Source organism: Tepidimonas aquatica, assembly GCF_007556585.1.
In the GTDB taxonomy this organism is placed as follows: Bacteria; Pseudomonadota; Gammaproteobacteria; order Burkholderiales; family Burkholderiaceae_C; genus Tepidimonas; species Tepidimonas aquatica.
Window position 1 is genome coordinate 1 of sequence record NZ_VJNA01000025.1, and the last position, 16881, is coordinate 16881.

Sequence of the window (16881 nt, forward strand, 5' to 3'; positions counted from 1 at the left end):
TGAGCACTTGAAGGTTGTCCAGCGACACATTGCCCCGCTGCCGCGGCAGGCAATCCTCGATACGCGCGAATTGCGCAGGCGTAAGTTCCATGCGCAGTATGTTAGCACGTAGTGTTAACAGGCCCTAGACGTCGGCACGGTCGAACACCGCAATACTCTCGACGTGCGCGGTGTGCGGAAACATATTGACCACCCCGGCCGCGCTGCAGCGGTAGCCCGCCTGGTGCACCAGCAACCCGGCGTCGCGCGCCAGCGTGGCGGGGTTGCAGCTGACGTAGACGATACGCTGGGGAGGCTGCCACGGCTCACCCGACGCCGTGGTGGGCCACGCCGCGCCCGCGCGCACCGACTGCACGGTGTCGGCCAGGGCTTTGGCCAGCGCCAGCGCACCTTCGCGCGGCGGGTCGATCAGCCAGCGCTGCGCCACGCCGTCGGCCACCAGTTGGTCGGGCGTCATCGCAAACAGGTTGCGCGCCACAAACTCGGTGGGCGCCAGGCGGCCACGGCGCCGCTGGTTGTGCGCCCAATTGTCGCGCGCGCGCTGCACCAGCGCGTCGCTGCCCTCGACGCCGAGCACGGCCCCAGCCTGCGTCGCCAGCGGCAGCGTGAAGTTGCCCAGCCCACAGAACCAGTCGATGACACGCTCGTCACGGCGCACCTGCAGCAACCGCAGCGCACGCGCCACCAACACGCGGTTGATGTGCGGGTTGACCTGGGTGAAGTCGGTCGGACGGTAGGGCATCTGGATGCCGAACTCCGGCAGCGTGTAGGCCAGCGGCGGCGTGCCGTCGTCTTCATCGAGCCGGTGCACGCTGTCGGGGCCGGCGGGCTGCAACCACCATTGGATGGCCGCTTCGCGGTGCGCGACGGCGAAGGCTCGCAGCCGATCGCGGTCGTGCTCGTCCAGCGGCTCGAGGTGGCGCAACACCAGCGCAGTGACGCCTTCGCCACAGGCAAGCTCGATTTGCGGACAGCGCTCACGCGCGTGCAGCCCCATGATCAGCGCACGCAGCGGTCGCAGCAAGGCGCCCACCAGCGGCGGCAGCACGGCGCAGGTGTCCATGTCGGCCACATAGCGGCTTTTACGCTCGTGAAAACCCACCAGCACCGTACCCTTGCGTGGCACGTAACGCACCGCCAACCGTGCACGCCAGCGGTAGCCCCACGCCGGCCCGGCGATGGCCGGCAGCATCCGCTGCGGCCGCACCTTACCCAGGCGCAGCAGGTTGTCTTCCAACGCACGTTGTTTGATCGCCACTTGGGCGCTGGGGTCGATGTGCTGCATCTTGCAGCCACCGCACGCTCCGGCGTGCAGACCGAAGTGGGGACAGCGCGGCGTCACCCGCAGCGGCGACGGGTGGTGGATGGCCACGGCCTCGGCGGCTTCCCACTGGGGTTTGCGCCGCGTCACGCGTACCTCGGCCCACTCACCGGGCAAGGCGCCTTCGACAAACACCACCTTGCCCTCGGGCCGCCGCCCAACACCGTGCGCTTCCAGGTCGATGGCGTGGATCGGCACCGCCTCGGGCGGCACACCCGCCGGGCGCTGCACCAGCACGGCCTGACCTTGGGCGGCCAACGCCGCCCGCTCGGTCTCGTCGTCGTGGTCCATCAGCGGCTCGGCAACAGGCTCAGGGGATCGACCGGCTTGCCCTGGCGGCGCACCTCGAAGTGCAACTTGACACGGTCGGCGTCGGTGTTGCCCATCTCGGCAATCTTTTGCCCTTGGCGCACGGTCTGGTCCTCGCGCACCAACAGCTTCTGGTTGTGGGCGTAAGCGGTCAGGTAGGTGTTGTTGTGCTTGATGATGACGAGGTTGCCATAACCGCGCAGGTCGGAGCCAGCGTACACGACACGTCCGTCAGCGGCAGCCAACACAGGGTCGCCCGCCTTGCCACCGATGCCGATACCCTTGTTGCGTACTTCGTCGAAGTGGTACAGCACCGGGCCCCGCGCCGGCCACGCCAGCACAATGCCATCAGCCGGGGCCTGGGACGGTTTCGTCGCGGCAGGCTCGGCTGCGGTGGCGGCCGCCGCGGGCTTGGCGACGCCGGTGGCGGGTGTGTCCAACGGGCGCGCCTGCACCGGGGCGGCCACGGCCACCGGTTGCGTTTGCACGCCGTCGCCGGCGGCCGCCGGCGGCGCCACCCGCAGCACCTGCCCAACCTCGATGCGATTGGGGTCGCTGAGGTTGTTCCAGGCCGCCAGGTCGCGCCAACTGTGGCCGTGTTCCAAGCCAATGCGGTGCAACGTGTCGCCCGGCCGCACCGTGTAGTAGCCGGGCTTGCCCGCGTTTTCGCTGCCGGGCGGGGGCGCCGCGGTGGTGGCGGCGGGCCCGGACACCGGCGACGGCGCGGTGGTGATCACGCCACCCAGGCGCCGATCTTCCACCGGCACCGTGCGCGCGGGCTTGCTGGGGGCGGCGCAGCCGGCCAGCAGGGCCAGCAGCCCCCCGGCCAGCAGCCAAGCACTGCAGCGGTGCGGTTGTTTGAGCGTCATCGCAGCGTCGTGTTCGTAGCAGGTTTTACAGCACGCCTGATTGTAGGGGTACGAAGCGCACGCCCTCGAGCACCTCGCGCTGCCAGCCGGTGGTGGTGCGCTGCACGACGACAAGCTGCTGCTGCCCCGGTCGCACCTCGGCGGGGGCCACCAGCCTCCCCCCGACGGCAAGCTGGTCCAGCCAGGCCTGGGGAATGGCGTCGCCCCCCGCCGCGGCGATGATGCCGGCGTAAGGGGCCCCTGTAGCGTAGCCAGCGGTGCCATCGCCGAAGATCAGGTGCAGGTTGGGAATGCGCAGCGGCCGCAGGTTGTCGCGCGCCTTGTCGTGCAGGGCACGCAAGCGCTCCATGCTGTACACCTCGCGCGCCAGCCGTGCCAGCAGCGCCGCCTGGTAGCCACAGCCGGTGCCGATCTCCAACACCCGCCCCAGCGGCAACGTCTGTCCAGCGCACAACAGCTCCAGCATGCGCGCCACCACGCTGGGCTTGGAGATCGTCTGACCCCAGCCGATCGGCAACGCGGTGTCCTCGTACGCCTGCGCCACCAGCGCGCTGTCGACGAAGCGGTGGCGCTCCACCGTGGCCAGCGCCTGCAGCACGGCCGGCTGCGTCACGCCCTGCTGGGCCAAGCGTTGCACCATGGCCTGCCGCACCGCGGCCGAGTCCAACCCCACCCCCTGCACGCGGGCGACCACAACCCCGGCGCGTCCATCCGGCGCCACCCCGACACTGCGCGGCACCGATGTTGTGAACGCTGGACGCAGCCCGTCCAGGGCGGCCGGAAACCGCACCCCCGGCCGTTGCGCGCCGCCGTCGCTGTTGGGTCGGCTCATGCCCGCGCCTCGTCGCCAGCGCCCGCGCGCAGCGCCGCCGCCGTCTGCGCCCAATACGCCAGCCGGGCATGGTCGGTCAGGTCGATCTGCAGCGGTGTGATCGCCACATAACCCTGGCGCGTGGCGTGAAAATCCGTACCTTCAGCGTCGTCTTTGGCGGGGCCGGCGGCGCCGATCCAGTACATCGTTTCGCCGCGCGGGTTGACCTGCGTGATGACCGGCTCGGCGGCGTGCCGACGCCCCAGCCGCGCCACCTTGAAGCCTCGGATCTGCGCGCGCGGCAGCGCGGGGATGTTGACGTTGAGCAGCCACGGCTCGGCGTGCCCACCGTCGCCGCCCCGCGCCACCGCTTGGGCATGGGCCTGCACCGCCGGCTGCAGGCTGCGCACCAACTGCGCCGCCAGCGCCACGGCGTCATCCAGATGCGCCCAGCCCTTTTCGGTCAGCGAAAAGGCAATGCCTGGGATGCCAAACAGGTAACCCTCCATCGCCGCGCCGACGGTGCCGGAGTAGATCGTGTCATCCCCCATGTTGGCGCCGTTGTTGATGCCAGACACGACCAGGTCCGGCCGGTACGGCAGCAACCCGGTCAGCGCAATGTGCACGCAGTCCGCCGGGGTGCCGTTGACGTAGCGCACGTGCTCATCCGCGCGGTGCACGTACAGTGGCGCGTTGAGCGTCAGCGCGTTGGATTTGGCGCTGTTGTTGTGTTCGGGCGCGACGATTTCGACGTCGGCAAACGCCCGCAGCGCGGTTGCCAGGGCCTGGATGCCGGGAGCCTGGTAGCCGTCGTCGTTGCTGAGCAGGATGCGCATGCGGCGCATTGTAGGGGCGCCGCCACCACGCCGCCCAGGTGACACCCATGCCGCACCCGCCCCGCTAGCATCGGGGCCCGGACCACCGAAGGAGACAAGCCGATGCAAGCCTGGCAGTGCGACCAACCCCTGGGCGTCGAAGCCCTGCGCTGGAGCACCCTGCCCACGCCCGAGCCGGGTGCGGGCGAGGTGCTGGTGGACATCGAGGCCGCCAGCCTCAACTACCCCGACCTGCTGATGATCCAGGGCCGCTACCAGCACAAGCCCACGCCCCCGTTCGTGCCGGGGGCGGAGTTCGCTGGCCGCGTACGCGCGGCGGGGCCAGGCGTGACGCAGCTGCAGCCCGGCCAAGCGGTGGCGTGCCTCAGCGGCACCGGCGCGTTTGCCACCCAGGCGGTGGTGCCGGCGGCGCTGTGCGTGCCGCTGCCACCCGGCATGGCGCTGACGGACGCCGCCGCCTTCATCATGACCTACGCCACGTCGTACCACGCGCTGCTGGATCGTGGCGCGCTGCGCGCTGGCGAAACGGTGCTGGTGCTGGGCGCGGCGGGCGGCGTTGGCACAGCGGCCATCCAGATCGCCAAAGCTGCCGGCGCTCGGGTCATCGCCGCCGCCGGTGGCGCCGACAAATGCGCGCTGGCCCAACGCCTGGGGGCGGACGCCGTGCTGGACTACCAGCAGCACACCCCCGGCGGCAGCCTGCGCGAGGAGCTCAAACGCCTGACCGAAGGCCGTGGCCCGGACGTCGTTTACGACCCGGTCGGCGGCGCGCTGGCCGAGCCCGTGTTTCGCTCCATCGCCTGGCGCGGCCGCTACCTGGTGATCGGGTTTGCCGGGGGCCCCATCCCCAGCCTGCCGTTGAACCTGCCGCTGCTCAAAGGGGCTTCCATCGTGGGGGTGTTCTGGGGCGAGTTCGCGCGCCGCGAACCCCAGGCCAACGCGGCCATGCTGCGCACGCTGCTGCAAGGCTACCAGCAGGGGCTGTACCGGCCGGTCATCGACAGCGTGCTGCCAATGACCGAGCTGCCACAGGCGCTGGCGCGCATCGCCGCGCGTCAGGTGCGCGGCAAACTGGTGCTGCGCAACGCCACCGCCTAAAATGATCAGCTTTGGCGTCGCCAGGGGAGCCGGCAGGCCCGCCACGTGGGATGGGCAACGTTGGGCTGAGAATGGACGCCCGGCCATGGGGGCCGAGGTCCAGACCCTTGGAACCTGATCCGGTTCGTACCGGCGCGAGGAAGTGCGACATGGCAAGCGTGTGGGCGATGGCCGCCGTGGCGGCGGCGTTGGCGTGGTTTTTGTTCATCGGGCTGCGCGCGCGACGCAGCGACGAAGGGCTGGACGACTACCTGACCGCGCGCCACAGCCAGGGGGCGGCCACGTTGGCGCTGTCGTTCGTGGCGTCGGGCCTGGGGGCGTGGATCTTGCTCGTGCCGCCGGAAGTGGCCGCCTTCGTCGGGCCGGTGGCATTGGCCGGCTACGCGGTGGGCGCGGCGCTGCCGTTTGTGCTGCTGGCCTGGGTGGCCCCGGCGCTGCGGCGGCGGCTGCCAGCGGGCCGCAGTCTCACCGATTACGCCGCTGAGCGCTTCGGCACCCCGGTGCGGCTGTGGGTGCTGGGGCTGGCGTTGCTGTACATGCTGTGTTTTCTGACCGCCGAGCTGACCGCACTGGGCAGCATCGTGGCGCTGCTGACCGGCGCCGATGGCCGCTGGGCCATGCTGGCGGTAGCCGGCGTCACGCTGGCGTACACCACCTGGGGCGGCCTGCGCGCCAGCCTGGCCACCGACCGCTGGCAGGCCTGGCTGCTGCTGGCGCTGTTGGCAGGCGTGGCGGCGCTGGCGCTGACCCAGCCGGCCCCACCCGGCGCCGCCACGCCCAGCGCCCCGGCCGATGCCCCGCTGGCCGTGGGGCTGTCGGTGGCTGCCACCCTCGTCATCGCCGTTACCGCCGCCAACCTGTTTCACCAAGGCTATTGGCAGCGCCTGTGGGCCGCCACCGACACACGGGCGCTGCACCGCGCCGCGTGGGCCGGGGCGCTGGTCAGCGCGGCGGCCATCGCCGTGGTCGGCGCGTTGGGCATCGTGGCCGCGTTGCGCGGGCTGCCGTTGGGCCAGCCGCCGGTGCCGCTGTTTGCGCTGGTGCAGCAAGGTCCGGCTTGGGGCGTGTGGGCGGTGCTGCTGCTGGCGGTGGCGCTGGTGGCCTCGTCGGTCGACACGCTGCAAAGCGGCATCGCTTCGCTGCTGGTCACGCAGCACCGCGGCGCCACGCTGGCCGGCGCGCGCTGGGCCACGGTGCTGCTGATGGTGCCGGTGCTGCTGGTGGCGTGGCAGGGCCTGTCGGTGCTGCGGCTGTTTTTGGTGGCCGACCTGCTGTGCGCCACCGCGGCCGTGCCGTTGCTGATGGGCCTGCACCCGCGTGTGCCGCGCCACGCCGCGCTGGCCGGTATGCTCGCCGGCGTGGTCGGCGCGGTGCTGCCCGATACGCTGGCCAGCGCCAGCCTGTGGCAGGGCATCGTCGCGGCCACCTTCCCGACCAACGTGCCGACGCTGGCCCCGTTCGCCGGCGCACTGCTGGCCTCCAGCGCGGTGGCGCTGCTGCTGACGTGGCTCGATCAGGCGCGCGCGTCGCCCCAGCGCAACGGGCAGCGGTCGTCGCCGACGTAAGTGGCGCGGCCCCAGCGGTCCACGCAGTAGCTGGGCGAGACGATCATGTCCTGAAACAACATGCCGGCCCCAATGCGGGTGTACTCGAACAGCACGCTGCGCTCGATGCGCGAGCCCGCGCGCAGGTGCGAGCCGTGCCCGATCCAGGCCGGGCCCACGATCGAGCAATCCGGCTCCAGCCGCACGCTGGAGCCGATGTACACCGGCCCGGTGATGTGCACGCGGTCGAAATCGATACGGGTATTGAGCCCCACCCACACCCCCGGGCGCACTTCGGTGCCGGGCATGCGCATGTCGGCGATTTCGCCGCTGAGCACACGCTGCAACACCGACCAGTAGTCGCTGACGCGGCCAATGTCGATCCAGTGAAACGGCCGGCTCTGGGCATAAAACGGCAGGCCACGCTGCACCAGCAGCGGGAACAGCTGGCTGCCGATGTCGAACACCTGCCCGGACGGCACGAGGTCCAACACCGCCGGCTCGAAGATGTAGATACCGGTGCTGGCGAGGTTGGAGCGGGCCTCCTCAGGCCGGGGTTTTTCTTGGAACGAGCGTACACGCCCGTCCTCGTCAGCGACGACGATGCCGTAGTTGCCGACCTGCTCGCACGGCACCGGCAGCGTCACCACCGTGGCCAGCGCCCCCTGGGCGCGGTGCTGCTGCAACGCCGCGGTGATGTCCAGGTCCACCAAGGCGTCGCCGCACAGCACGATGGTCGTTTCGTCGAAGAAGCCGCTTTGGTCCTGGATACGCTTCATGCCGCCGGCTGAGCCCAGCGGCCGCGGCAGGATGTCACCGTGCTCGTAAACACCCTCGTAGGAGTAGCCGATTTCGACCCCCCAGCGCCGGCCGTCGCGAAAATACTGCTCGATTTTGTGATGGTTCCACGCCACGTTGACCATGATCTGGCGCACGCCGTGCGCGGCGAGGCGTTCGATCAGGTACTCCATCACCGGCTTGTCGAGGATCGGCACCATCGGTTTGGGCAGATCCTTCGTCAGCGGACGCACGCGGGTTCCCTGTCCCGCGGCCAATATCATGCCTTTGGCCATCGTTGTTGGTGACGCAACAAAAAAGCCCAGGCTTGGGTGGCGCTGGGCTTGAGGGGTGTGCTGGGGTGGCTGATGGGACTCGAACCCACGACAACCAGAATCACAATCTGGGACTCTACCAACTGAGCTACAGCCACCGTGGAAAGCCTGCATTATAGCCGCGAATCTGCGCTGCCGAACGGCGGGCGCGCGGGGCGGCCGATGTCAGGGCACCAACACCTCCGCTTTGTAGCGCTGGCGCAGCGCCTGCAGCAGCGCGCGCGCTTCGCCCTCGCCCCACAGGCGCGTGAGCTCGCGCGCCAGCGCGTCCTGCTGTGCAGCCGGCACCGGCGCTGGGGCTGCACGGCGCACCCGCAGCACCAGCGCGCCGTCGTCGCCAAGGTCGACCAACGTCCAGGCCGGCGTGTCACCCTCCAGGCGCGCGCTCAGCGCGGCGCGCAGCGCCTTGGGCGGCAGACCTTGCCCATCCTGGCGGGATACCAGCACCGGTGCACGCAGTGCCGTGGCAGCCGGTGGCTGGGCTTGCCATTGCGCGAGGCGCGCCTTGGCGTCGTCCAGCGCGGCTTGGCGCGCGCGCTCGGCCAGCAGGCGCTGGCGCACCTGGGTTGCCACCGCCTCCAGCGGCTGGCGTTCGGCCTTGCGGTGCTCGACCACCCGCACCGCCAGCACACGGTTGCCACGCAGCTCGATCGGGCGGCTGTTGAGCTTGCGCGCCAGCGCCTCGTCGTCGAAGATGGCGCGCAGCGCCGCCGGCTCGGCCAGCACGGGGTCGGCATCGCCGCCCACCGGTCCCTGGCGCTCGACGGTGGCGCGGCGCACCGTCAGCCCCAGCGCCTGCGCCGCCGGCTGCAGGCTGTCGGCCTGCTCGTAGACCAGGTTGCCAAAGCGCTCGGCGGCCTCGGCAAACTGGCGCGCGGCCTGCTGCTGGCGCCACTGGTCGGCCAACGCCGCACGCATGGTTTCGTATGGCTCCACCGGTTGCTGGCGCACGTCCAGCAGCCGGATGATGTGCAGGCCAAACTCGGTCTCCACGATGTCGGACACCTGCCCCTTGGCCAGCGCGAACACGGCGTCCTCGAACGGCTTGACCATCGCGCCGCGGCCAAACCAGCCGAGGTCGCCGCCCTCGGCTGCCGAACCCGGGTCCTGGGAGTGCTGCCGCGCCAGCTCCGCAAAACGCTCGGGGTTGGCGCGCACTTCGGCCAGCAGCCGCTCGGCCTCGGCGCGCACACGCGCCTTGTCCTCAGGCTTGGCGTCGGGGGCCAGCGTCAGCAGGATGTGCGCGGCGCGGCGCTGTTCGCGCTGCGCGGCCGCAGCGACGTTGGTTTCGTAGTAGCGGCGCAACTCATCCTCGCTGGGCTGCAGCGTGCGCGCCAAGGCGTCACGGTCCAACACCAGGTACTCGACCACCGCCTGCTCGGGCGAGCGAAAGTCGTCGGCATGTTGCTCAAAGTACGCACGCACGTCGTCGTCCGACACCCGCACGGCGGCCACGTGGTCCGACGGGCGAAACGCAGCCACGGCCACCTCGCGACGCTCGAACCACGCCGCCGTGGCCAGTTCGACACTGGCCTTGGGTAACCACGCGCTGGCGGCGACCATCTCACCCAAGCGCTGACGCTGCAGCGCGGCCCGCACCAGCGCCTCGTACTGCTCGGCCGTCATGCCCTGGCTGCGCAGCAGGTCTTGGTAGCGCTGCGTGTCCAGGGTGCCGTCGGGCTTGCGCAGGCTGGCGATCGTTGGGTCCCGCAGCAACTCGGCCGCCAAGCGGCGATCGCTGACCAGCAACCGCATGTCAGCGGCCGCTCGGGTCAGCACGCGCTCGGTCACCATGCGCTCCAGCGTCGCGCGACGGCTGTCATCGCTTTCCAGCAGCGCGCGGTCCACCCCCGGCATCGCGGCCACCAGCCGCTCCACCTCGCGCCGGTGGGTGGCTTCCCACTCGGTGCGGGTGATGCGCTCGCCGGCCACCCGGGCCACCGGCTCGGCACGCTCGCGAAAGCTGGTGTAACCCTGCACGCCGAAGAAGATGAACGAAGGGATGATCAACAACATGAGCAGCGCCATCAGCAGCTTCATGTTGTTGCGAAAGACGTCGAACATGGGTCGTGCGCGGTATCAAAAACAAAAGGGCGCGACATCTTAGCATCGCGCCCTTGTTGGGTCGGGGCGCCGTCGCCCCATGGACAATGGGTTGGACCGGTGGGTGGTGGGTGCTGACGGGATCGAACCGCCGACCTACGCCTTGTAAGGGCGCCGCTCTACCAGCTGAGCTAAGCACCCGGTCCGTAGCAGCGTCAGCCGTTGACGCTGTCTTTGAGCATTTTGCCCGGTCGGAATTTAGGTATTTTAGCCGCTGGAATGTCCACCACCTCGCCGGTGCGGGGGTTGCGGCCTTTGCGGGCGGCACGCTCTTCGACGCCGAAGGTGCCAAACCCCACGAGGGTCACCTCGCCACCGCGCGCCAGCGTCGTGGTCACCCCTTGCAGCAGCGCGTCCAACGCGCGCGCCGCCTGCTGTTTGGTCAGCTCGGCGTGCTCGGCGATGTGTTCGATCAGTTGTGCTTTGTTCATCGTAGGCTCTCCGCTTGCCCGGCCGCGCACGCCGCAGCCGGCGAAAAAGCGCCGTATTCTAGTCGCGCTCAGGCGCCATGCCGTAGGGCGTCGGCGACAGCGCGCCCGACATCGGCGGTGCGGGCGTGGCCGCCCAAATCCGGGGTGCGCGGGCCACCGTTGGCGGGGTCCAGCACCACCTCGATGGCGCGCACGATGGCGTCGTGCGCCTGGCGGTAGCCCAAAAAGTCCAGCATCAGCGCACCGGACCAAATCTGCCCGATCGGGTTGGCGATGCCGCGCCCGGCGATGTCCGGGGCGGAGCCGTGCACCGGCTCGAACAGCGAAGGATAGCGCCGCTCGGGGTTGAGGTTGGCCGACGGCGCGATCCCGATGGTCCCGGTGCACGCGGGCGCCAGGTCGCTCAAGATATCGCCAAAGAGGTTGCTGGCCACGACGACGTCGAAAGCCTCGGGCCGCTGCACAAAGTGCGCGGTCAGGATGTCGATGTGGTACTGGTCCACCTGGACGTCCGGGTACGCCGCGGCCATCGCACGCACGCGCTCGTCCCAGTACGGCATCGTGATGGCGATGCCGTTGGACTTGGTGGCGCTGGTCAGGTGCTTGCGCGGGCGCGAGCGCGCCAGCTCGAACGCGTAGCGCAGCACGCGATCCACCCCGTGGCGCGTCATCACGGTTTCCTGCACCACCAGCTCGCGCTCGGTACCTTCGAACATGCGCCCACCGATGCTGGAGTACTCCCCTTCGGTGTTTTCGCGCACGATCAGCATGTCGATCTCGCCCGGCGCGCGCGGCGTGCCGTCGCGCCGCACCAGCGGCGAGCGCACCCCGGGCATCAGGCGCGCCGGGCGCAGGTTCACGTACTGGTCAAACGCGCGCCGAAACTGCAGCAGCGAGCCCCACAGCGAGACGTGGTCGGGAATCTTGGCCGGCCAACCCACGGCGCCAAAAAAGATCGCGTCGTGCCCGCCGATGCGCTCGCGCCAATCGTCCGGCAGCATCTGGCCGTGGCGCTCGTAGTACGGCCAGCAGGCAAAATCGAAGTGATCGAACGCCAGGCCGATACCGAAGCGCTCGGCCGCCGCCTGCAGCACGCGCAAGCCCTCGGGCATCACCTCGGTGCCGATGCCATCGCCAGGGATCACCGCGATGCGGTGCACACGTTGGGTCGTCATCTCACACTCACCTCCTCCAAGGGCGTCGGCCGCCGGCCCTCAACGCCCGCCGCGCACCACCAGCGCCACGCCCAGCGCGGTCAGCGCCGTGCCGGCCAGCGTGGTGGGCGTGATCGGCTCGCCAAACAGCACCCAGGCCAGCACCGCCGTGCAGGGCGGCACCAGGTACATCAGGCTGGTCACGCTGGCCGCCGCACCGCGCTGGATCAGCAGGTACAGCAACGAGCTGCCACCCAGCGTCAGCCCCAGCACCGACCACGCCATGGCACCGGCGGACTGCGCGTTCCAGTGCATCGGTTCGGCCTCCAGCAGCGCCAGCGGCAGCGTCACCAGCAGCGCCGCGCCAAGCTGCACCGTGTTGGCGGTGCGCACGTCGCACGGCTGCAGATAGCGCTTTTGGTACAGCGTCCCCGCGGTGATGGCCAGCAATGCCGCCACCGCGTAGGCCAGGTTCAGCGGCGTGGCGCTGTCGCCGGGGCCACCGTGGCCGAACTTGTGCCATACCACCAGCACCAGGCCGACAAAGCCCAGAACCAATCCTAGCCACTGACGTGGCGCCACGCGGCCGCCGGTGGCCGACAGCCACACCGCCGTCAGCACCGGCTGCAGCCCCACGATCAAGGCCGACAAACCCGCGCCCATGCCGGCCTTGACCGCCGCCCACACCCCGCCCAGGTAGCCGGCGTGCATCAGCACCCCCGTCACCGCCAGGTGGCCCCACTGCGCGCGCTGGCGTGGCCACGGCACGCGCGCCAGCGCGACCCACACCCCGAACGCCGCGATCGACAGCGCATAGCGCCAGGCCAGAAACGTCATCGGCGGCGCGTGGGGCATGCCGTAGCGCGCCACGATGAAGCCGGTGCTCCAGATCAGCACGAACACCGCGGGCATGGCGCGGATCCACAGCGAATCGGCTTTGGGTGTGGGCATGGCGGCCTCAGCGTGCACGGGCGCGGATTTCGGGCAGGGCTTTTTGTAGGTAATACACCATCGACCACACCGTCAGCACCACCGCCGCCCACAGCAACAGCGTGCCCCACCAGCGCGTGTCCACCCCCCACAGCACGCCGTCGTAAAGCAAAAACGGAATCGCCACCATCTGCGTGGCGGTCTTGAGCTTGCCCACCATGTGCACGGCCACACTGCGCACGGCACCGATTTGCGCCATCCACTCACGCAGTGCGGAAATGGCAATTTCACGCCCGATGATGATCAGCCCGGCAAACACGTCGGCGCGCCCCAGGTGCACCAGCACCAGGATGCAGGCGCTGACCAAAAACTTGTCCGCCACCGGGTCCAAAAACGCGCCAAACGCCGAGGTCTGGTTGAGCCGACGCGCCAAGTAGCCGTCGGCCCAGTCGGTCAACGCGAACACGATGAACAGCGCCGTGGCCACGGTGTTGCGCCAGCCCTCGGCGGTGCCGGGCAGGTAAAACACCGCCACGATCAGGGGGATGGCGGCAATGCGCGTCCAGGTCAGCAGCATGGGCAGGGTCAAAAACATGGCCTTGCCATTATCGGGGCTGGCGGGCGGGGCGGCGCGTCGCATCGGCATCAACGCAATGCCTGGTGGATGGCCTCGGCCAGCTCGCGCGAGATGCCCTCGACGCTGGCCAGCTCCTCGACGCTGGCCGCCGCCACCCCGCGCACGCCACCAAAGCGCGCCAGCAGCCGCGCGCGCCGCTTGGGGCCGACGCCGGGGATGTCCTCCAGCCGGCTGGCGCCGGTGCGCGCCTTGGCGCGGCGCGCCCGCATCCCCGTGATGGCAAAGCGGTGCGCCTCATCGCGGATCTGCGCCACCAGCAAAAGCGCGCTGGACTGCGCGCCCAGCGCCACCTTCGGGCGGCCGTCGGCAAACACCAGCTCTTCCAGTCCGACTTTGCGCCCTTCGCCTTTTTCGACGCCCACCAAGCGCCCAGGATCCAGGCCCAGCGCCTCGAACACCTCGCGCGCCACGCCCACCTGGCCCACGCCGCCGTCGATCAGCACCACGTCGGGCAGCCGCGCTTGGTTGTCGCCGCCATCGTCGCCACCGCGCTCGGCCAGCGCCGCCGCCAAGCGCGCGTAGCGCCGCTGCAGCACCTGGCGCATCGCCGCGTAGTCGTCGCCGGGCGTAACGCCCTCCACGGTGTAGCGCCGGTACTGGCGCGGCTGCAGCTGGTGCTGCTCGTACACCACGCACGACGCCATGGTGGCTTCGCCGGCGGTGTGCGAAACGTCAAAGCATTCGATGCGCAGCGCCGCCAGCGCCTCGGGCGTGGTCGCGTCCAGCCCCAGCGCCTGCGCCAGCGCCCGCGTACGCGCCTGCTGCGAGCCTTCTTCGGCCAGCAGACGCGCCAATTGCAGCTCAGCGTTGCGCTGCGCCAGCTCCAGCCACACGCGGCGCTGCTCGCGTGGCTGCCACACCCCGCGCACGCGGGTGGCCCAGCGCTCGCCCAGCGCCTGCAGCAGCGCCTCGTCGACCGGCGCGCCCAGCACCAGCACCGGCGGAGGTGCCACCTCGCTGTAATGTTGGGCGATGAACGCCTCCAGCACACGCTGCGCGGGCTCGGCCCCCTCTTCCACGTCGGCCAGCGCCGCGCCATCTTCCACGTGCGCGGGGAAGCTGGGCCGGTCGCCCAGGTGGCGCCCACCGCGCACCATCGCCAGGTTGACGCACGCGCGCCCATCCTGCAGTTGCACGGCGATGATGTCGACATCCTGGTCGTCGTAGGCCTGCATCGCCTGCTGCTGCAGCATCGTCGACAGCGCCGCGATCTGGTCGCGCACCTGCGCCGCCTGCTCAAACGCCCACTGGTCGGCCAGCGCCTGCATGCGTGCCTGCAGCGCGTCCAGCACCTGCTGGCTGCGCCCTTCCAAAAAGTCGCACGCGGCACGCACGTCGGCCGCGTACTCGGCCGGGCTGATCGCCCCCACACACGGGGCGCTGCAGCGCTTGATTTGGTGCAGCAGGCACGGTCGCGTGCGGTGCGCAAAGACCGTATCCTCGCAGGTGCGCAGCCGAAACACCTTTTGCAGCCACTGGATCGTTTCCTTGACGGCCCACCCGTTGGGGTACGGCCCAAAATACCGGTGCGGCCGCTGCGCCGGACCGCGGTAGTACGACACGCGCGGGTAGTGCCCTGGGTCAGGCGGCTGCGCCGCCGCGGCCCCCGCCACCCAGGTGCTGCCGCTGATGCGCAGGTAGGGGTAGCTCTTGTCGTCGCGAAACAGGATGTTGTAGCGCGGCTGCTGGGTTTTGATGAGGTTGTTTTCCAGCAGCAGCGCCTCGGCCTCCGAGCGCACCACGGTGGTTTCCAGCCGCGCGATCTTGGCCACCATGTGGCCGATGCGCGTGCCGTCGTGGGTTTTTTGGAAGTAGCTGCTGACGCGGCGTTTGAGGTCGCGCGCCTTGCCAACGTACAGCAGCTGCCCGGCGGCATCAAAAAAACGGTACACCCCGGGCAGCGCGGGCAGCGCCGCCACGGTGCGCAACAATTCGTCGCTGTGGACCGATGACATGGAAACGCATTTTCCCTCACCCGCGCCGTTGCGCTGGGACGTGTACTGCCACGTGATCGACAACTGGGGCGATGTTGGCGTGACCTGGCGGCTGTGCCGCCAGCTGGCCGCCGCCGGGCATTCGGTGCGGCTGTGGATCGACGACGCCAGCGCGCTGGACTGGATGGCCCCGGGCACACGCCAAGGCCGCTGGCCCGGCATCACCGTGCACCCATGGCCGCGCACCGACCCCAGCGCGCGGCCACCAGCGCAGCTACCCAGCGCCGACGTGCTGGTCGAAACCTTTGGCTGCCACGTCGATGACGCCTGGGTGGCGGCACGCCTGCCCCCCCAGGCCGACGATGGGCGCCCGACGCTGTGGCTGAACCTGGAGTACCTCAGCGCCGAGCCGTGGGTCGAGCGCAGCCATGGCCTGCCGTCGCCGCTGCTGCATGGACCGCTGGCCGGGCGCACCAAGTGGTTTTTCTTCCCTGGCTTCACGCCGGCCACCGGCGGGCTTCTGCGTGAGAGCGACCTGCTGACGCGGCAAGCCGCGTTCGATGCGGCGGCCTGGCGCAGCGCGCGGGGGGGGCACGACGGCCCGTGGGTCAGCGTGTTTTGCTACGAACCGGCCGCCTTGCCGCGGCTGGTGCAGCAGCCGGCCCTGGGTGGCGCGCGCTGGCTGGTTGCCGACGGACGCAGCGCCGCCGCCTGGCGCACGCTGGTGCCGACCACCCCCGCCGCCGCCCGCGTGGAGGTGGCCCCGCTGGTGCCACAAGACGCGTTCGACGAGCGGCTGTGGGCGTGCGACCTCAACCTGGTGCGCGGCGAGGACTCGCTGGTGCGTGCGCTATGGGCCGGACGCGCCTGGCTGTGGCAGCTGTACCCGCAGGACGATGACGCCCACCACGCCAAGCTGGAAGCGCTGCTGGCGTGGGCGGATGCCCCACCTTCGTGGGCGGCGTGGATGCGTGCGCTCAACGACGTACCAGGCACGCCTCCGCCCGCGCTGACCAGCGCCGTGCTGGCCGAGTGGAGCGCGCTGGCCCAACACCTGCGCCAGCGCCTGCTGGCGCAAAGCGACCTGCTGACGCGGCTGCTGGCGTTCGTGCACCGCCAGCGCCACGCGGGCGCTTTCGCCGCACCTTGATCAGCGCCGTCAAGCTACAATATAAATTTTGCTGAACCCTTAGCCTCACATAACCCGCTTGCCATGAAACTCGCTCAAGAAATCCGTGCCGGCAACGTCATCATGCACGGCAAGGATCCGATGATCGTCCTCAAAACCGAATACCAGCGCGGCGGTCGCGGCGCGGCCACCGTGCGCATGAAGCTCAAGGCCCTGTTGAACAACAGCGCCACCGAAGTGGTCTTCAAGGCCGACGACAAGCTCGACAACATCATCCTCGACAAAAAGGAGTGCACCTACTCGTACTTCGCCGACCCGATGTACGTGTGGATGGACGCCGACTACAACCAGTACGAGGTCGAGGCCGAGAACATGGGCGACGCGCTCAACTACCTCGAAGACGGCATGACCGCCGAGGTGGTGTTCTACGAAGGCAAGGCGATTTCGATCGAGCTGCCGACGACCGTGGTGCGCGAAGTCACCTGGACCGAGCCCGCGGTCAAGGGCGACACCTCCGGCAAAGTGCTCAAGCCCGCCAAGATCGCCACCGGCTTCGAGGTGCAGGTGCCGATCTTCGTCGAGCAAGGCGACAAAATCGAAATCGACACCCGCACGGGCGAATACCGCAAGCGCGTCTGACGCGCCGTGCCCCAGCCCCTCGTC

The 16881-nt window shown here is 69.9% G+C and carries 15 protein-coding genes and 2 tRNA genes; 4 read left to right on the top strand and 13 right to left on the bottom strand.

From position 1 onward, the window contains the following. Positions 1-124: 124 nt before the first annotated feature. Genes rlmD through surE form a run of 4 tightly spaced genes read right to left on the bottom strand, consistent with a single transcriptional unit; the run spans position 125 to position 4146 of the window. Positions 125-1612 (bottom strand): 23S rRNA (uracil(1939)-C(5))-methyltransferase RlmD, encoded by a 1488-nt coding sequence (gene rlmD, locus Taqua_RS09615; RefSeq protein ID WP_144326463.1) that lies wholly within the window; start codon positions 1610-1612, stop codon positions 125-127. Next, a complete protein-coding gene (locus Taqua_RS09620; RefSeq protein ID WP_144326464.1) occupies positions 1612-2499 on the bottom strand; it encodes a peptidoglycan DD-metalloendopeptidase family protein in 888 nt (295 codons plus the stop codon). The genes rlmD and Taqua_RS09620 overlap by 1 nt, the downstream gene beginning before the upstream one ends. A gap of 25 nt (positions 2500-2524) precedes the next feature. Further along, positions 2525-3331 (bottom strand): protein-L-isoaspartate(D-aspartate) O-methyltransferase, encoded by an 807-nt coding sequence (locus Taqua_RS09625; RefSeq protein WP_144326465.1) that lies wholly within the window; start codon positions 3329-3331, stop codon positions 2525-2527. Continuing rightward, entirely contained in the window at positions 3328-4146 is an 819-nt protein-coding gene (surE, locus tag Taqua_RS09630; RefSeq protein WP_144326466.1) for a 5'/3'-nucleotidase SurE, read from the bottom strand. Before surE ends, Taqua_RS09625 begins: the two co-directional genes overlap by 4 nt. A gap of 102 nt (positions 4147-4248) precedes the next feature. Here surE and Taqua_RS09635 point away from each other — a divergent pair, with 102 nt between their 5' ends. Both Taqua_RS09635 and Taqua_RS13730 read left to right on the top strand, forming a co-directional pair. Next, on the top strand, positions 4249-5244 hold the full coding sequence (locus Taqua_RS09635) for an NADPH:quinone oxidoreductase family protein (protein ID WP_144326467.1): 996 nt from the start codon (positions 4249-4251) through the stop codon (positions 5242-5244). A gap of 149 nt (positions 5245-5393) precedes the next feature. After that, positions 5394-6809, top strand: coding sequence for a sodium:solute symporter family transporter (locus Taqua_RS13730; protein WP_185969605.1), 1416 nt, complete (start codon positions 5394-5396; stop codon positions 6807-6809). Here the strand turns inward: Taqua_RS13730 and Taqua_RS09645 are convergent. From Taqua_RS09645 to uvrC, 9 genes are all read right to left on the bottom strand, one after another. After that, positions 6758-7861 carry a nucleotidyltransferase family protein gene (locus Taqua_RS09645; RefSeq protein WP_144326468.1) on the bottom strand — a complete coding sequence of 368 codons (1104 nt, stop codon included), beginning with the start codon at positions 7859-7861 and terminating at the stop codon, positions 6758-6760. The two genes, Taqua_RS13730 and Taqua_RS09645, sit on opposite strands and share 52 nt — an antisense overlap. Before the next feature lie 61 nt (positions 7862-7922). Continuing rightward, a tRNA-His gene (locus tag Taqua_RS09650) sits at positions 7923-7998 on the bottom strand. A gap of 67 nt (positions 7999-8065) precedes the next feature. Continuing rightward, complete coding sequence (locus Taqua_RS09655) at positions 8066-9964, bottom strand: SurA N-terminal domain-containing protein (protein WP_144326469.1); 1899 nt, start codon at positions 9962-9964, stop codon at positions 8066-8068. 104 nt (positions 9965-10068) lie between these two features. Then, positions 10069-10144 (bottom strand) — tRNA-Val (locus Taqua_RS09660). 14 nt (positions 10145-10158) lie between these two features. Further along, positions 10159-10434 (bottom strand): HU family DNA-binding protein, encoded by a 276-nt coding sequence (locus tag Taqua_RS09665; protein WP_144326470.1) that lies wholly within the window; start codon positions 10432-10434, stop codon positions 10159-10161. 68 nt (positions 10435-10502) lie between these two features. Further along, positions 10503-11609 (bottom strand): tartrate dehydrogenase, encoded by a 1107-nt coding sequence (locus Taqua_RS09670; RefSeq protein ID WP_144326471.1) that lies wholly within the window; start codon positions 11607-11609, stop codon positions 10503-10505. Positions 11610-11648: 39 nt separating this feature from the next. Next, complete coding sequence (locus Taqua_RS09675; protein ID WP_144326472.1) at positions 11649-12539, bottom strand: DMT family transporter; 891 nt, start codon at positions 12537-12539, stop codon at positions 11649-11651. A gap of 7 nt (positions 12540-12546) precedes the next feature. Continuing rightward, a complete protein-coding gene (gene pgsA / locus Taqua_RS09680) occupies positions 12547-13113 on the bottom strand; it encodes a CDP-diacylglycerol--glycerol-3-phosphate 3-phosphatidyltransferase (RefSeq protein ID WP_144326473.1) in 567 nt (188 codons plus the stop codon). 50 nt (positions 13114-13163) lie between these two features. Then, positions 13164-15110, bottom strand: coding sequence for an excinuclease ABC subunit UvrC (gene uvrC / locus Taqua_RS09685; RefSeq protein WP_144326474.1), 1947 nt, complete (start codon positions 15108-15110; stop codon positions 13164-13166). Here uvrC and earP point away from each other — a divergent pair. Further along, entirely contained in the window at positions 15109-16239 is a 1131-nt protein-coding gene (gene earP / locus Taqua_RS09690; protein ID WP_144326475.1) for an elongation factor P maturation arginine rhamnosyltransferase EarP, read from the top strand. The genes uvrC and earP overlap by 2 nt on opposite strands. Before the next feature lie 63 nt (positions 16240-16302). Then, a complete protein-coding gene (gene efp, locus Taqua_RS09695; protein WP_144326476.1) occupies positions 16303-16857 on the top strand; it encodes an elongation factor P in 555 nt (184 codons plus the stop codon). Positions 16858-16881: the final 24 nt, after the last annotated feature.

What these genes read in the sequence shown, in the direction of transcription:
- Taqua_RS13730 (WP_185969605.1), top strand. Translation starts at nt 5,394, where the DNA reads ATGGCAAGCGTGTGGGCGATGGCCGCCGTGGCGGCGGCGTTGGCGTGG.
- uvrC (WP_144326474.1), bottom strand. Translation starts at nt 15,110, where the DNA reads ATGTCATCGGTCCACAGCGACGAATTGTTGCGCACCGTGGCGGCGCTG.
- efp (WP_144326476.1), top strand. Translation starts at nt 16,303, where the DNA reads ATGAAACTCGCTCAAGAAATCCGTGCCGGCAACGTCATCATGCACGGC.
- pgsA (WP_144326473.1), bottom strand. Translation starts at nt 13,113, where the DNA reads ATGTTTTTGACCCTGCCCATGCTGCTGACCTGGACGCGCATTGCCGCC.
- rlmD (WP_144326463.1), bottom strand. Translation starts at nt 1,612, where the DNA reads ATGGACCACGACGACGAGACCGAGCGGGCGGCGTTGGCCGCCCAAGGT.
- Taqua_RS09625 (WP_144326465.1), bottom strand. Translation starts at nt 3,331, where the DNA reads ATGAGCCGACCCAACAGCGACGGCGGCGCGCAACGGCCGGGGGTGCGG.
- Taqua_RS09620 (WP_144326464.1), bottom strand. Translation starts at nt 2,499, where the DNA reads ATGACGCTCAAACAACCGCACCGCTGCAGTGCTTGGCTGCTGGCCGGG.
- surE (WP_144326466.1), bottom strand. Translation starts at nt 4,146, where the DNA reads ATGCGCATCCTGCTCAGCAACGACGACGGCTACCAGGCTCCCGGCATC.
- Taqua_RS09670 (WP_144326471.1), bottom strand. Translation starts at nt 11,609, where the DNA reads ATGACGACCCAACGTGTGCACCGCATCGCGGTGATCCCTGGCGATGGC.
- earP (WP_144326475.1), top strand. Translation starts at nt 15,109, where the DNA reads ATGGAAACGCATTTTCCCTCACCCGCGCCGTTGCGCTGGGACGTGTAC.
- Taqua_RS09635 (WP_144326467.1), top strand. Translation starts at nt 4,249, where the DNA reads ATGCAAGCCTGGCAGTGCGACCAACCCCTGGGCGTCGAAGCCCTGCGC.
- Taqua_RS09645 (WP_144326468.1), bottom strand. Translation starts at nt 7,861, where the DNA reads ATGGCCAAAGGCATGATATTGGCCGCGGGACAGGGAACCCGCGTGCGT.
- Taqua_RS09655 (WP_144326469.1), bottom strand. Translation starts at nt 9,964, where the DNA reads ATGTTCGACGTCTTTCGCAACAACATGAAGCTGCTGATGGCGCTGCTC.
- Taqua_RS09675 (WP_144326472.1), bottom strand. Translation starts at nt 12,539, where the DNA reads ATGCCCACACCCAAAGCCGATTCGCTGTGGATCCGCGCCATGCCCGCG.
- Taqua_RS09665 (WP_144326470.1), bottom strand. Translation starts at nt 10,434, where the DNA reads ATGAACAAAGCACAACTGATCGAACACATCGCCGAGCACGCCGAGCTG.